Origin of the sequence: Halorubrum vacuolatum, assembly GCF_900188065.1 — an archaeon.
Lineage (GTDB): Archaea > Halobacteriota > Halobacteria > Halobacteriales > Haloferacaceae > Halorubrum > Halorubrum vacuolatum.
On the sequence record NZ_FZNQ01000002.1, the window covers coordinates 293121 to 306542 of the forward strand.

14 protein-coding genes are annotated in these 13422 nt (G+C 66.0%); 6 read left to right on the plus strand and 8 right to left on the minus strand.

The window, feature by feature from the left end:
- Window positions 1-6 precede the first annotated feature (6 nt).
- Complete coding sequence (locus CHB65_RS03895; RefSeq protein ID WP_089383747.1) at window positions 7-783, minus strand: glycerophosphodiester phosphodiesterase; 777 nt, start codon at window positions 781-783, stop codon at window positions 7-9.
- A gap of 92 nt (window positions 784-875) precedes the next feature.
- Window positions 876-2069 carry a PGF-CTERM-anchored ABC transporter substrate-binding protein gene (locus CHB65_RS03900; protein ID WP_089383748.1) on the minus strand — a complete coding sequence of 398 codons (1194 nt, stop codon included), beginning with the start codon at window positions 2067-2069 and terminating at the stop codon, window positions 876-878.
- Window positions 2070-2131: 62 nt separating this feature from the next.
- Between CHB65_RS03900 and btuC the strand changes: the two genes are divergently transcribed.
- From btuC to CHB65_RS03915, 3 genes are all read left to right on the plus strand, one after another.
- Window positions 2132-3274 carry a vitamin B12 ABC transporter permease BtuC gene (gene btuC / locus CHB65_RS03905; RefSeq protein WP_089383749.1) on the plus strand — a complete coding sequence of 381 codons (1143 nt, stop codon included), beginning with the start codon at window positions 2132-2134 and terminating at the stop codon, window positions 3272-3274.
- Between the two features lie 8 nt (window positions 3275-3282).
- A complete protein-coding gene (locus CHB65_RS03910) occupies window positions 3283-4464 on the plus strand; it encodes an ATP-binding cassette domain-containing protein (protein ID WP_089383814.1) in 1182 nt (393 codons plus the stop codon).
- Window positions 4465-4555: 91 nt separating this feature from the next.
- Window positions 4556-5545 (plus strand): class I SAM-dependent methyltransferase, encoded by a 990-nt coding sequence (locus CHB65_RS03915; RefSeq protein ID WP_089383750.1) that lies wholly within the window; start codon window positions 4556-4558, stop codon window positions 5543-5545.
- A 574-nt stretch (window positions 5546-6119) separates the two neighbouring features.
- Here CHB65_RS03915 and CHB65_RS03920 read toward each other — a convergent pair.
- Window positions 6120-6425 carry a hypothetical protein gene (locus CHB65_RS03920; RefSeq protein WP_089383751.1) on the minus strand — a complete coding sequence of 102 codons (306 nt, stop codon included), beginning with the start codon at window positions 6423-6425 and terminating at the stop codon, window positions 6120-6122.
- A 272-nt stretch (window positions 6426-6697) separates the two neighbouring features.
- Between CHB65_RS03920 and CHB65_RS03925 the strand changes: the two genes are divergently transcribed.
- Window positions 6698-8056, plus strand: coding sequence for an adenylosuccinate synthase (locus CHB65_RS03925; RefSeq protein WP_089383752.1), 1359 nt, complete (start codon window positions 6698-6700; stop codon window positions 8054-8056).
- Between the two features lie 27 nt (window positions 8057-8083).
- Here the strand turns inward: CHB65_RS03925 and aroA are convergent, their stop codons facing one another.
- Entirely contained in the window at window positions 8084-9406 is a 1323-nt protein-coding gene (aroA, locus tag CHB65_RS03930) for a 3-phosphoshikimate 1-carboxyvinyltransferase (protein WP_089383753.1), read from the minus strand.
- Between the two features lie 107 nt (window positions 9407-9513).
- Between aroA and CHB65_RS03935 the strand changes: the two genes are divergently transcribed.
- The gene (locus CHB65_RS03935; RefSeq protein WP_089383754.1) at window positions 9514-10050 is read left to right on the plus strand and encodes a multiprotein bridging factor aMBF1; all 537 of its coding nucleotides are present in this window, start codon (window positions 9514-9516) and stop codon (window positions 10048-10050) included.
- 27 nt (window positions 10051-10077) lie between these two features.
- Here CHB65_RS03935 and CHB65_RS03940 read toward each other — a convergent pair whose 3' ends face one another.
- Window positions 10078-10602, minus strand: coding sequence for a type II toxin-antitoxin system RatA family toxin (locus CHB65_RS03940; RefSeq protein WP_089383755.1), 525 nt, complete (start codon window positions 10600-10602; stop codon window positions 10078-10080).
- Window positions 10603-11063: 461 nt separating this feature from the next.
- The gene (locus tag CHB65_RS03950; protein ID WP_089383756.1) at window positions 11064-12029 is read right to left on the minus strand and encodes a sugar phosphate nucleotidyltransferase; all 966 of its coding nucleotides are present in this window, start codon (window positions 12027-12029) and stop codon (window positions 11064-11066) included.
- A 118-nt stretch (window positions 12030-12147) separates the two neighbouring features.
- Here CHB65_RS03950 and CHB65_RS03955 point away from each other — a divergent pair, with 118 nt between their 5' ends.
- Window positions 12148-12429 carry a transcriptional regulator gene (locus CHB65_RS03955; RefSeq protein ID WP_089383757.1) on the plus strand — a complete coding sequence of 94 codons (282 nt, stop codon included), beginning with the start codon at window positions 12148-12150 and terminating at the stop codon, window positions 12427-12429.
- Between the two features lie 132 nt (window positions 12430-12561).
- On the opposite strand, the gene hpt is transcribed toward CHB65_RS03955, so the two are convergent.
- Both hpt and CHB65_RS03965 read right to left on the minus strand, forming a co-directional pair.
- A complete protein-coding gene (gene hpt, locus CHB65_RS03960) occupies window positions 12562-13131 on the minus strand; it encodes a hypoxanthine/guanine phosphoribosyltransferase (RefSeq protein ID WP_089383758.1) in 570 nt (189 codons plus the stop codon).
- 61 nt (window positions 13132-13192) lie between these two features.
- Complete coding sequence (locus CHB65_RS03965) at window positions 13193-13414, minus strand: hypothetical protein (protein WP_089383759.1); 222 nt, start codon at window positions 13412-13414, stop codon at window positions 13193-13195.
- Between the last annotated feature and the right edge of the window lie 8 nt (window positions 13415-13422).

The window sequence follows — 13422 nt, forward strand, 5'->3', positions numbered from 1 at the left end:
TCGTCCCTAGCGCGCTCGCTTCGCCACGAGGTTGGGGTCGTCAACCATGATCCCGTCGACGCCGCGCTCGCGAAGCCCCACCACGTCGCTTGGTGTCTCGGCGGTCCAGACGTTCACCCGGAGCCCGAACGCGTGTGCGAGCGCGACGACGTCGGAGCCCAACGCGATCGTTTCCTCCGTGTCGAGCCCCGCGTCCAATCGTTCGAGCGCGGCGGGCAGCCGAAGGTTCCCCGGATCCGACCAGGTCTCCACCAGTTCCATCGACGGGTGAAACGCCTCCGCGTCGAGGTCGCCGGCCAACGCCAGTCGCTCGTCGATCGGCTGCACCTTGTGACACAACACCGCGAGCGGCGCATCGGGGGCGACCGCCCGGATCTCGCGGATCGCATCGTCATAAAACGACGAATAAAGGGCGTCCGTTCCGTGCGCTCGGCACGCGTTGACGACCTCCTCGCCGATCCCGTCCTCCTTCAGCTCGACGTTGAGGAGAACGCCATCCGGGACGGCCGCGAGCAGCTCGTCGAACGTCGGGATCGGCTCGCGAGAGTCCGCCACGGTGAGTCGTTTCAACGTTCCGAGCGAGGTCTCGTCGATCCGTCCCTCCCCGTCGGTCACGCGGTCCAATTCGTCGTCGTGGAAGACGACGAGTTCGCCGGTTCCGCACCTGCGGACGTCGATCTCGACCGCGTCCGTGCGTTTCGCGGCCGCACGGACCGCGCCGACCGTGTTCTCCGGGTATGTATCGGCAAACCCACGGTGGGCGAAGATCTGCGGCGCGGTCATCGGTTACCGACGATACGACGGGGGAGTATTAAAAGCGTCCGCAGGCGGCGTCCGTACAGGACCCCCGCCTTCCCGAGAGGACAGTACCGGAACTACCGTCTCCCGAGCAGGATAGCGCCCACGGTAGCGAGGAAAACCGCCAACGCGGTCACGCCGACCCCAAAGCCGGGTGCTGAGACGTCGGTTGCATCGTCATCCGGTTCGGGTGCCGCTTCGGCGTCGTCGTCCGGTTCGGGTGTCGCTTCGGCGACGTCATCCTCGTCCGTACCCTCGTCATCGGCGGCCACTTCTTGATACGTTTCGGCGGCGTCGGCGAGCGTCCGTGTCGATTCCACGACGCTACGCGGGGCGGGCTGGTTGAGGTAGTGGACCTCCATCTCAACCGTATTGCCCTCGATTCCGGCCGTCGTCTGCGCGTAGGGCTCCTCGTCGATGATCCCGGCGGTTTCGCCGGTCACGAGGATCAACTCGGGGTCCGCCTCGATCACGACTTCGTCAGAGAGCTGTGGGTATCCGGTGTGTTCGGCGGCCGCGACGTTGTCCGTCCCGCCGATAGTCATGATCTCGTCGGTGAACGTGTCGCCCGCGACGACGAAGCCGTCACCGAGCGGATAGAGCGCAGCGGGACGGTCGAACTCCGCCGTGCGTTCCTCGACGGTTTCGACCTCCTCGTACATCCACGTGTTCGTCTCCTCGGCTTCCGCGCACGCATCGGCTACCTTGCCGATGGTATCAGTCTTGTCGGCGATGTCGTCGACGTCTTTCGCCTCGGTGAAATGATAGACGGTATGGCCATCGTTTCGAAGCGGCTCGACGTCCTCGGCGGAGGCGTTCGGCGCGAGGATCAGATCAGGGTCCGCGTCGGCAACCAGCTCGCGATCGATCCCGAACTCGGCGGAGACATCCTGTTTCTCCGCTGCCCCATCGAGATACGCCGCGAACTGCGTCACGCCAACCACCCGATCCTCCACGCCGAACTCCCACAACACCTGTGCGGCCGAGGGGTTCGTGGTCACGATCCGCTCCGGGGGTTCCTCGATCGTCAGCTCCTCGCCGGTCGCGTCGGTGATCGTGAGCGGGAACTCACAGGTCGGTGCGGTGGTATCGGCGGTCGCCTCACCGCCTTCAAGGCCGTTCGCGCCGCCATCGATGTCAGCGACGTCCGCATCCGCGCCATCGCCGGCAACGATCGCGGATGGCCCAGATCCCGTCGCCACGCCCGCCGTGCCACCCACGAGGGCGGTCACGACGATGGCGGCGACGAGGATCGCGTTAATCCGTGTCATCGTCCTATCGACGCCCCGCGCCCAATAAGTATTTACCTACTACAATTTCTGTTGAAGTACGAATGCGCGTCGTGCGGCGAGCCGCCGGATGGTCGGGGGCGTTAGCCGCGGTGCTCGTGGCGGTGGTGGTCGTCAGCGCCGGGATCGGTCCGGTCCGGATCCCGCCGGCGGAGGTCGTGAAAGTCGTCTTGAACGCCCTCGTCGTCCCCGCCGGCATCGAGACGGGCTCACGCGGAGCCGGCACGCTCACGCTCCCTACCCTTGAGGTGGTCTACACGTCGCCGTTCGCGTTCCCGGTCGCCGACGTTCACCACCGGATCGTCATGTACGTTCGGCTGCCGCGGATCCTGCTCGCTGCGACCGTCGGGTTCGCGCTCGCGGCCGCGGGTACCGTGATGCAGGGCTTCTTTCGAAACCCCATGGCCGACCCCTCGATCATCGGCGTCTCCTCCGGCGCCGCCGTCGGCGCGGTCGGGTTCATCGTGCTCCCGATCTCGCTTTCGGCGACGGTCGCGCTTCCACTCGTCGGCGCCGTCGACCTCGGGATCTCCCGTGGCGTGGGAGTGAGCCTGTTTGCGTTCATCGGCGCGCTCGCGGCCGCGTTCGTGGTCTACGCCATCGCGACACGTCACGGACGGACGCCGGTCGCGACGCTCCTGCTCGCCGGCATCGCCGTCCAGACGTTCCTCGGCGCGGTCATCTCCTATCTGCAGCTACAGGCCGGCGAGTCGTTGCGACAGATCGTCGCCTGGCTGATGGGTCACCTCTCGGCGGCCTCCTGGGGCGACGTCGCCGTGACGGCCGTGCTCGTCCCGCCGCTTTTCCTGCTGCTGCTCGTGCACGCCCGGGACCTCAACGTGTTGCTGCTCGGCGAGGAGGAGGCTCAGGGGCTCGGGATCGAAGTCGAGCGCACGAAGCGGATCCTGCTCGGGGCCTCAGCGCTCATCACCGCCGCGGGGGTCGCCTTCGCCGGCGTCATCGGCTTCGTCGGGCTGATCATTCCCCACATGCTCCGGCTTGTCGTCGGGCCGGATCATCGGGTGTTGCTCCCGACGGCCGCGCTCGCCGGCGGGTCGTTCCTCGTCGCCGCCGACACGCTCGCCCGTTCGGGGAGCGCGGAGGTGCCGGTCGGGATCGTCACCGCGGCGGTCGGCGCCCCGTTTTTCATCTACCTGCTCATGAGTCGGGAGGTGCACGAGCTGTGAGCGACCCGATGATCGAGGTCCGTGAACTCACGGTCGCCTTCGGCGACGAGCCGGTGTTTTCGGACGTCGACCTGACCGTCGACCGTGGCACCTTCGTCGGACTCGTCGGCCCGAACGGCGCGGGAAAGACCACGCTGCTGCGGGCGATCAAGGGCACGCTGAAACCTGACCGCGGAACGGTCCGGCTCGCGGGCGACCCGCTCTCGACGCTTTCGGCGAAGGCGGTCGGTCGGCGGGTCGCGAGCGTCCCGCAATCGACGACGCTCTCGTTCGACTTTCCGGTGCGGAACGTCGTCGAGATGGGTCGGACGCCCCACATCGGTCGGTTCGGAAGCCACGACGCCGACGATGTCAGCGCGGTCGAGGAGGCGATGGCTGCTACGGGGGTCGCCCGGTTCGCCGATCGCCCGATCACCGAGGTGTCCGGTGGGGAGCGCGGACGGGTGCTGCTCGCGCGCGCCATCGCACAGGGGACGCCCGCGCTTCTCCTCGATGAACCGACCGCGAGCCTCGACGTGAATCACGCCGTTCGGACCCTCGAGTTGGTCCGTGGGTTCGTCGACGACGGGCGAACCGCGGTCGCCGCGATCCACGACCTCGAGATGGCCGCACGGTACTGTGACGTGGTCGTCCTCATCGCCGACGGGGGGATTCAGGCGGTCGGTGCCCCTCATGAGGTGTTCACCGCCGAGTCGATCCGCGCGTCTTTCGACGCCGAGGCGTTCGTCGGCACCGACCCGACGACGGGATCGCCGGCCGTCACCACGTATCCCACGAGCGAGACCGACCCGCGGCGCGTGCACGTCGTCGGGATCGGACGACCCACGGCGCGTGTGGTCGCACGCCTCGTCGCGGCCGGACACGACCTCTCGGTGGGCGTGGTTCCCGCAACCGGCGCGGTCGCGGGGGTCGCCGCCGACGCCGACGTTCCCGCGGTGACGGTTCCACCGTTTGAGGACCCGGAGCGGTCACAGGTCGCCGCGGCGGCCGATCTCGCCGCGGACGCCGACGTCGTGATCGTCGTCGGGGAGCCTCACGAGCACGTCCGGCCCGTCACGGAGACGGCGACGCCGACCGTGCAGGTTCCGGCGGACGTCGATCCGACGGAGCTGCTTGAGACGGTTGCGGCCGCAACGCCGGACGAGGGCGAGTCGACGGATCACCCCGACGGTTCGGCGGAAGCGGCGTGAACAGGAGCCCGTCGAACGGCGCGGATGAACGAGACGCCTACGAGCCCGACGAAGCGTCAAGCTTTATCCAGGTGACCGTCTGCATCCACCGATGAGCGTTCCCTGTGTCGCCGTCGATCGCGAGCGTGGCGAGGCCGTCCGCACACGGCTCGCTCAGGCGGACGTCCTCGACGGCGACCATCGGATCGAGGTGGTCGGGGACGTGATCTATCTCCCGGTCACGGACGCCGAGGCCGTCCCGCAAGCGCTCCGCGATCGGGTGGTCGAGCGCGATCCGGACGCCCGTGATCGGCCGCGGACGCCGGCCGAGATACTCGGCTATGAGCCCTCCCTGGAGCGGCTCGGCGACATCGTCATTCTCGATGAGGACGACCCGGATCGGGCCCGGGAGATCGCCGACGCGGTGATGACCTCCGACATCCCGTGTGAGACCGTGGTGAATCGGGCCTCCCCCATCGAGGGCGAACTCCGCATCCGCGAGTGGGACGTCCTCGCGGGCAACGGAACCGAGACGACCCACCGCGAGTACGGTCACGAGTTTCGACTGGACGTCGCGTCCGTCTACTTCTCCCCTCGGCTGGCGACGGACCGTCATCGGGTGATCAGTCGAGTGGAGGCGGACGAGACGGTCATCGACATGTTCGCCGGGGTCGGTCCGTATGCCATCCCCATGGCCTCACGTGGGGCGGACGTCATCGCCTGTGATCTGAACGAGGTCGCGATCGAGTACCTCATCGAAAACGCCGCCCGGAACGGCGTTGCCGACCGCGTGACGGCGATCGCCGGCGACGTGCGCGACCTCCCGACGGAGTACGCGGACACCGCCGATCGACTCGTGATGAACCTCCCGCACTCGGCCGACGAGTTCCTCGACGTCGCGGTCGCGCTCGCGGGCGACTCCTGTGTGATCCATTATTACGACATCCAACACGAGGACGACCCCTTCGGTCCGGGCATCGCGGCGATCCGTGAGGCGGCCGGCGATGCGTACGCCGTCGCCGTCGAAGCCGAGCGTGTCGTCCGATCGTACGCGCCCCACGAGCACAACGTGCGGCTGGACGTGCGGCTTACGTCTCGTTGAGGCGCTGCAGTCGCTCCGTCCGTTTCCATCATTCGAACGAAAACGCGCACCTCACCCGGTGGGGACGGGCGAGGTGGCTACGGCCCGTGACATGACGAGGGTCCGCGGTCGTGTTCGCTCGGACCAGAGGCGACTTCGCGCTTGGGCACGCCGGAGACGTGGGATCACACACGACGACCGCGACCGACGGCTGACCGATGAATCCGCTATCGCCCGGTACGGGCTCCGACCGGGCAGACGTCGCCGAGGGAGTCGATCCCCACCGTCACGGCACGCGACGACGCGGGTACACATTGAGACACGATCCCGGATCGATATTTAAAAATTGTCCTTATATGCACATTACTATCCTATATGTTATCGACGAGGGCGTATTGCATGAGCTAGTTCGCCGATTCTGTGATATAGTAGATCAATCGTCTAAAAATCTTCCGTTGGTGCATTAAACCCTTCTTAAAACAACCCGGTCGGACAGCCAGAGGTGCACCTCCACCGTCGCCGTTGCGGTCGCTATAGTCCGTGAATCTCACACGAGCGGGCCCTCGCCGATGAAACGGAATGTGCCCTCGAAACGTTAGTTCTCGACTTCCGCGGTGTCGTCGATCCGCATCGTTCCCAGTTTCTCGACCGTCTGATCGAGTTTCTCGCCGAGCTCGTCGACGAACTCGTGGGTCCGTTCCGTCGTGATCGCACCCTGACTCGACGGCTCGATAAGGTTCTCCTCCTCGAGGACACGCAGGGAGTAGCGAACCTTGTGATGCGGGTAGCCGGTCTCGTTCGACATCTTTACGATGCCGATCGGTTCGTTCTCGATGACCATCTTCAGCACCTGAAGGTGCCGTTCCAACATGTCCACCTCTTTCTCAAGTCGATCTATCATGCCACATGTTAACTTGTCATGGCACCTTTTAAACGTTCCTGTCGAGGCCGCCAGAATAGCTGCTCAACCCGATACATTGGTATGAGGGAAATTAACTATGCTGGTCGCCGTCGCGCCCACCGATCGTTCCGGACCTGCACCGGTTGCGGCGGAGGGAGCGCACGGGCGATGAGAGGTTCGGGCCCGCAGCGAGGGACCGATCCACGGTCGTGCCGTCTCGGCCGCCACGGACCGTAATCGGTTTTACCCCCCGCTTGGAACGGGGGACCGGTATGACTGTCACCATCGTCGGCTCCCAACTGGGAGACGAGGGCAAGGGCGCGCTCGTCGACCGGTGGGGAGGGGACGCGGACGTCGTAGTCCGTTATCAGGGCGGCGACAACGCCGGCCACACCGTCGTCGAGGGCGGCGACGAGTACAAGCTGTCGCTCGTGCCGAGCGGCGCAGTTCGGGGCAAAGTCGGGATCCTCGGCAACGGCTGCGTGGTCAACCCACGCACGCTGTTCGAGGAGCTCGATACACTCAGGGAGCGCGGGCTCGACCCCGACGTGCGGGTCGCGCGCCGGGCCCACGTCATCCTCCCGTATCACCGCGTGCTCGACGGGATCGAAGAGACCGTGAAGGCCGACGACGACGCCGGGGAGGAGGTCGGCACCACCGGCCGCGGGATCGGCCCGACCTACGAGGACAAAGCCGGCCGACGCGGGGTGCGCGTCGCGGACCTCCTCGAACCGGATGTCCTCCGTGCGAAACTCGAATACGCGGTCCCGCAGAAGCGCGCGCTCGTCGAGCGCGTTTACGGCCTCGATATCCAGGGATCCGAAAACGAGGCGGCGTTCGACGTCGACGCGCTCTTCGAGGAGTTCGTCGCCGTCGGCGAACGGCTCGCCGACGAGGGGATGACCGTGAACTGCTCGGACTACCTCTATCGCCGCGCACAGGCGGGCGACCGGATCATGTTCGAGGGTGCACAGGGCACCCACATCGACGTGGATCACGGGAACTACCCGTTCGTCACCTCCTCGAACCCGACCGCCGGCGCGGCCGCGGTGGGTTCCGGAACCGGCATCACGACGGTCGGTTCCGGCGAGGTCGTCGGGATCGTGAAGGCGTACCTCTCGCGCGTCGGTGCGGGACCGCTGCCGACGGAGCTCGACGGCGACGCCGACGAGGAGGCGCTCGCGGACGAGATCCGCGAGAAGGGCGGCGAGTTCGGGACCGTGACGGGTCGACCCCGACGGATCGGCTGGCTCGACCTCCCGATGGTTCGCCACGCCGCCCGCGTCTCCGGATTCACGGGGCTCGCGGTGAATCACGTCGACGTGCTCGCGGGGCTTGAAGAACTCAAGGTCTGTACCGCCTACGAACTCGACGGCGAGGAGATCGATACGGTGCCGACCTCGACGGAGCGGTGGGAGCGCTGTGAGCCGATCTACCGCGAGTTCGATACGTGGGAGGAGGTCGATTGGACGACCGTCGCGGCCGAGGGCTACGACGCGCTGCCCGAGGCGACGAAGGCGTACCTCTCGTTCCTCGCCGAGGAGACGGAGACGCCCGTCTACGCCGTCGGCGTCGGTCCCGACCGCGAGGAGACGATCGAAGTGACGAACCCGTTCGAAGTTGAGGGGTAAGTTGCCCCCGAGCTAACGGTATTCCGTTCAGGCGTCGGTCTCGACGGTCGCGCCGAGATCCGTAAGCGTCGAGAAGAAACCGGGGAATGAGACGTCGACGTGCTCGCCGCCGCGGATCGTCGTGGTCCCCTCCGCGACGAGCCCCGCGATCGAAAGCGACATCACGATCCGATGGTCGCCACGGCCGTCCACGGTGGCGCCCACGAGGTCGCTCTCGTCGCCGTGGACCGTCAACACGTCCGGCTCCTCAGTCGTCTCCGCGCCGAGCTTGCCGAGCTCCTCGGCCATCGCGGAAACACGGTCGGTCTCTTTATACCGGACGTGTTCACAGTTCACGATCCGTGTCTCACCGTCGGCGATCGCCCCGAGCGTCGCGATCGTCGGGAGGAGATCGGGGGTGTCCCCGACGTCGACCTCGACGCCCGAGAGCGGGGCGCGTTCGACGGCGATCACGCCGTCGTCGCGGTTCCACTCGATCGACGCGCCCATGCGCTCGGCGATCTCGACGATGGCGGAATCCCCCTGTGCGCTCGGCCGAGCCCCTTCGATCCGTACACCCGCGTCGCCCTCGCCAGCGACGGCACCGGCCGCGACGAGGTAGGAGATCGAGGAGAAATCCCCCGGCACAGCGTAGCTGCCCCCCGTCGGCTCGTACCGCTGGTCGCCGGGCACGGAGAACCCACGGGCCCCCTCTGCGGTCTCGCTGCCCATTGGCGTCGCCTCGACGCCGAAGTCGGCCAGCAGCTCCAACGTGATGTCGACGTAGGGGGCCGATTTCAACTCGGTCGTCAACTCGACGTCGATCCCTTCCTCGGTCACGGCACCGGCCATGAGCAGCGACGTCACGTACTGTGAGGAGACGTCGCCCGGGATCGCGACCTCCCCGCCCGAAAGTGGGCCGAAGACGACGAGCGGTGCCTGGCCGTTGCCACGGGTCGACTCCGCACGAACGCCGAGATCCCCGAGCGCGTCGAGGAGCGGTCCCTGCGGCCGCGAGCGGAGGGACCCGTCCCCGGTCAACACCGTGCCGCCGTCACCGAGCGCCGCGGTTCCCGTGACGAGCCGCATCGTCGTCCCGGAGTTCTCACAATCGATCACGTCGTCCGGGACGGTCGGGCGACCGCCGAACCCGGCGACCTCGAACGTGTCGGCTCCGTCATCGCGCTCCACTTGTCCACCAAAGGCGGTCACCGCCCGCGCGGTCGCCCGGGTATCCGCGGAGACCAGCGGCGATCGAACCGTCGCGCCGTCGCTGTATCCCGCGGCGAGTATCGCGCGATGGGTGTAGCTCTTCGAGGGCGGCGCCCGGGCGCTTCCCCCGACCGTCGAGGAGGTTACGTGTACGTCCATGTTCCACCCTGCCGTCCGAAAGGGTAAGTTCCTACCGGCCGCGGCGATGGGACGGTCATCGGACCGGCGGCGTACCCTTTATACGACCGGGAGCGTTAGCGTCGCGTATGCCCCAGTGTGAAATGTGTGGCGCCGAGCAGTCCTCGTTAACGACCACGAAGGTCGAAGGTGCCGAGCTGGAGCTGTGTAGCTCCTGTACGGACTTCGGAACCGAGGTCCGTCAGGACACGGGCTCGTCGGGCGGGAGCAAGTACTCGACGACGTCCAGCTCCGGTCGCGCGTCGAGTGGCTCATCGGGGTCGTCAGGTGCGTCCGGCGGGAGCGCCTCCGGTGGCACGACCCGCCGACGCCGAGACATGTTCGACGATATGGACGAGGTCGCGACCGACTATGACGACCGGATCCGGAGCGCGCGCGAGTCACGCGGACTCAGTCAGGAGGAACTCGCCAACCAGCTCAACGAGAAGGCGAGCCTCATCCGAAAACTGGAGCGCGGCGACGTCCTCCCGAGCGACGAGGTCCAACGGAAGTTGGAACGCGAACTCGACATCACGCTCGTCGAAGGTGGGGAGGTCGATGCCGACTGGGAAACGGGGAATACGGGGACGATGACCCTCGGCGACGTCGTCAAACGGAAGGATTGAGATCGGTCAAGCCGGGCCGCCTCGGTTTTAAATCCGGTCCGAATCGACGTAGACGTCGAGCTCGACGTCCCGTCTCGATCCCTCCAGATCGGTAACCGCGCGCTCGACGACCCGTTCGGCCTCCGTCCGAATGAGCGGAATGGCCTTCTTTAACACCCAGTCGAACGAGACCAGCCGCGGGAGGTTGAGCGCGTCCGGACTGGCCGAGCTTGGGTCGAACTCGACCTCAAGCGAAACCGTGCAGGTCGGCGTCCCGTCGGTGCCCTCGTGGGGGGTGATCCGCCAGCAACCGCCCGCGTCAATGTCCTTCGTGATGGTCCAGTCGATCCGTCCGGGCGGTTCAACGCCCGTCACCCGCGAGTGAGCCGTGTAGGTGAGTTTCCACCAGGCGAACCGCAGCGCGTATCGGGTTCCCGGGCCACCGTCGCCTTCGAGCGTCCGCACCTCGGTTAAATACTCCGAGTACCGACCGTATCGCGGGAAATCGAGCAGGAACTCGTAGACCGTTTCGGGCTTCGCAAACACCTTCGTCCGCACGACGAGTTCGTCCACGTCCCTCCTTCGGGGACGGGAAGCCTAAATGATGCGGCCCTCTGGCCTCCGGTCACCCCACCATCGACCGTCACATGACAGCGTTCGGCCGCCGGATCGGTTTTATTCGGCTGGGCCTGAGCCACCGCTAGCCGCGCCCTCATGTACGTCCCAACCGACGTTCCCGACCGCTGCCCCACGTGTGACCGACCCTATGAATCCGTCTCACGTCATACCGGCGGGTTCAGCGTAAACTTACTCGACAACGATCGATACCAGCGGGTCTGTTTTCATCCCGTAACCGACGGGGAGAACACGCCAGCGATGGACTGCTATCACCACACCCATGCGGAGGCGGGCGTGGACGGATCGACCGCCGGCGTAGACGGATCGACCGCCGGCGTAGACGGATCGGCCAGTAGAGAGTTTGGCGGGAGCGATGCTCATAAAAGGGAGCGATAAAAGGGACCTTCGCCCGCGACTCAGTCCTCGATCACCGACGTGTACTCGCCGACCAACGAATCGGTCAGTGAGACGCCGTCGAGTCGTGCGTGTTCGTCGACGACCGTCTCGGTCAGATCCGCGTCGGTAACGGTCGCGTTCGGGAAAACGACGGTTCGTTCCAGCGCCGAGTCGGTGACCTCCGCGCCGTCCATGACGTGGACGACGTCGCCGATCTCCGAGTCCGTCACCGTCGCCCCGTCGTCGACGAGCGACTCGCCATCGAGCGCGTACTCGACGGCATCGAGATAGCTCCCGATCGTGCCGATGTCGAACCACGCGCCATCGAAGGTGAACGCGTGGACGGCCTGTCGGCTCTGGAGCCACTGGAGGAACCAGCCTGGCTCGTCGGGGTTCTTCCCGTCCGCAAGGTAGGTTTCGAGATCCGGAAGCGTCTCCGCCGGGAAACAGTAACACGCGATGGAGACGAGCGTGCTCTTCGGGTCGTCGGGCTTCTCCTGAAAGCTGACGACCTGATCGCCGTCGAGTTCGACGAGCCCGTAGGACTTCGCCCGCTCCAAGGATCCGACGTCGTAGGCGGCGAGGATCGGGCTTTCTTTCTCCTCGAAGAAGTCGGTGAACTCGGCGAGGTCGAAGCTGATCAGGTTGTCGCCGGCGACGACGAGGAGGTCGTCATCGACGCCCTCGCGCTCGACGAGCTGGGCGAGCGCGCCGACAACGCCGAATTTCTCGTCCTCCTCGACGGTCTCTTCGATCGAGAGCGTCGGCTTCTCGAATTCGCTCTCGTCGAGGTATGCCGCGAACGTCTCCTCGAAGCGTTCGTTCGTCGAGACGAACACCTCGTCGACCCGATCGTCGGCCTCGAGGTCCGCGAAGATCTCGTCGATGACGGTGTGTTCACCGACCGGCAGGAACATCTTCGGACGGTCCTTGGTGATCGGCCACATTCGTGTCGCATAGCCCCCGGCAAGCACTACGGCCTTCATACCGCTATCCCCGACCGCCGACCCTATACTTCTTTTGTCCGTGTCAAGTTGGGGGAGATCCCAGCGCGGCAACCACGATCGAATCAGGGTTTATATTCGGGCGGGCCATCCCCCGGCTATGGCGACGACACGGCAACGGATCGCGGAACGTCTTCGTGAGGGGCCGGCGACGGCGAGCGAACTCGGCGAGCGGCTAGCGCTGCCGACACCGGTCGTGTACGATCACCTCGAACACGTCTCGAAGTCGGTTTTCGACGACGAGGAGTTTCTCGTCGCGCCGCCCGAATGCCGCGAGTGCGGGTTTGACCGCTTTGACGACCCTGTGAACTATCCCTCCCGCTGCCCGGAGTGTAAAAACGAGCGGATCGAGGAACCGGCGTTCGTGATTCGACGCCCGTGATCGATACCGGAGCCGACGTTCGTGCGTTATCGACGGTGCGCACGGGATGACCGACGCGACGCCACGCCGACTCTAACAGTGGCCTCAGTCGTCGTTCTCGACACCGATCTGCTGTCCCGTGCTCGACACCGATCAGCCGTCGCCGTGCTCGTCGACGACGACCACTTCGCCGTCCTCGACGGTGACGTTGATGAGCGTTTTGACGTTGTACTCGGTGCCGTCGAGTTCGTTCTCGCCGGCCTTCTTGATGACGGCGATGACGTCGACGACCTCGGCGCCGATCTCGCTCGTGAGCGCGTCGAGGATCGCCTTCATCGTGCCGCCCGTCGAGAGCACGTCGTCGAGGACGAGGACGCGGTCGCCCGCCTCGACGTCGTTGATATACATCTCGGATTCGCCGTAGCCCGTCTCCTGAAACAGCGGCACCTCGCCGTCGAGTCCGTACTGTCGTTTCCGGATGACGACGAGGGGGATGTCGGTCATCAACGAGAGCGCCGTCGAGATGTGAATGCCCATCGCGGCCGGCGTGACGATCTTGTCGACGTTTTCGAGGTCGGCTTTCCGGATCATCCGAATGACGATCTCCCGGAGCAGTTCGGGCTCAAGCATCGGAACCCCGTCGCTTATCGGATGGACGAAATACTGGTACTCGCCTTTCTCGATGATCGGTGCGTCGAGGAGCGACTGCCGCAACTGGTCCATATCGCCGGTACTCGGGGGAGTTCATAAAGGATGGCGGTTGCGTCGGGGGCGTGCGTCGGGATCACACCTCCTCGCGGGCGTCGATTCCGGTATAAATGAACCACGCGGCCGCATACACCGCGACGAAGAGGAGGTAGCCGACGACGAGGCCGACGAGCTGCCGATCCCCGAGCCCACCCGGAAGCGTCGCCGAAAGGACGAGCAGCGCGACGACGAACACGACGAGCGAGAAGAGCCCCGAGAGAGCATACACGCCGAGGTCGGAGGTGAGCTGTTTTCGCACTGGCAGGC

What these genes read in the sequence shown, in the direction of transcription:
- CHB65_RS03895 (WP_089383747.1), bottom strand. Translation starts at nt 783, where the DNA reads ATGACCGCGCCGCAGATCTTCGCCCACCGTGGGTTTGCCGATACATAC.
- CHB65_RS03900 (WP_089383748.1), bottom strand. Translation starts at nt 2,069, where the DNA reads ATGACACGGATTAACGCGATCCTCGTCGCCGCCATCGTCGTGACCGCC.
- btuC (WP_089383749.1), top strand. Translation starts at nt 2,132, where the DNA reads ATGCGCGTCGTGCGGCGAGCCGCCGGATGGTCGGGGGCGTTAGCCGCG.
- CHB65_RS03910 (WP_089383814.1), top strand. Translation starts at nt 3,283, where the DNA reads ATGATCGAGGTCCGTGAACTCACGGTCGCCTTCGGCGACGAGCCGGTG.
- CHB65_RS03915 (WP_089383750.1), top strand. Translation starts at nt 4,556, where the DNA reads ATGAGCGTTCCCTGTGTCGCCGTCGATCGCGAGCGTGGCGAGGCCGTC.
- CHB65_RS03920 (WP_089383751.1), bottom strand. Translation starts at nt 6,425, where the DNA reads ATGATAGATCGACTTGAGAAAGAGGTGGACATGTTGGAACGGCACCTT.
- CHB65_RS03925 (WP_089383752.1), top strand. Translation starts at nt 6,698, where the DNA reads ATGACTGTCACCATCGTCGGCTCCCAACTGGGAGACGAGGGCAAGGGC.
- aroA (WP_089383753.1), bottom strand. Translation starts at nt 9,406, where the DNA reads ATGGACGTACACGTAACCTCCTCGACGGTCGGGGGAAGCGCCCGGGCG.
- CHB65_RS03935 (WP_089383754.1), top strand. Translation starts at nt 9,514, where the DNA reads ATGCCCCAGTGTGAAATGTGTGGCGCCGAGCAGTCCTCGTTAACGACC.
- CHB65_RS03950 (WP_089383756.1), bottom strand. Translation starts at nt 12,029, where the DNA reads ATGAAGGCCGTAGTGCTTGCCGGGGGCTATGCGACACGAATGTGGCCG.
- CHB65_RS03955 (WP_089383757.1), top strand. Translation starts at nt 12,148, where the DNA reads ATGGCGACGACACGGCAACGGATCGCGGAACGTCTTCGTGAGGGGCCG.
- hpt (WP_089383758.1), bottom strand. Translation starts at nt 13,131, where the DNA reads ATGGACCAGTTGCGGCAGTCGCTCCTCGACGCACCGATCATCGAGAAA.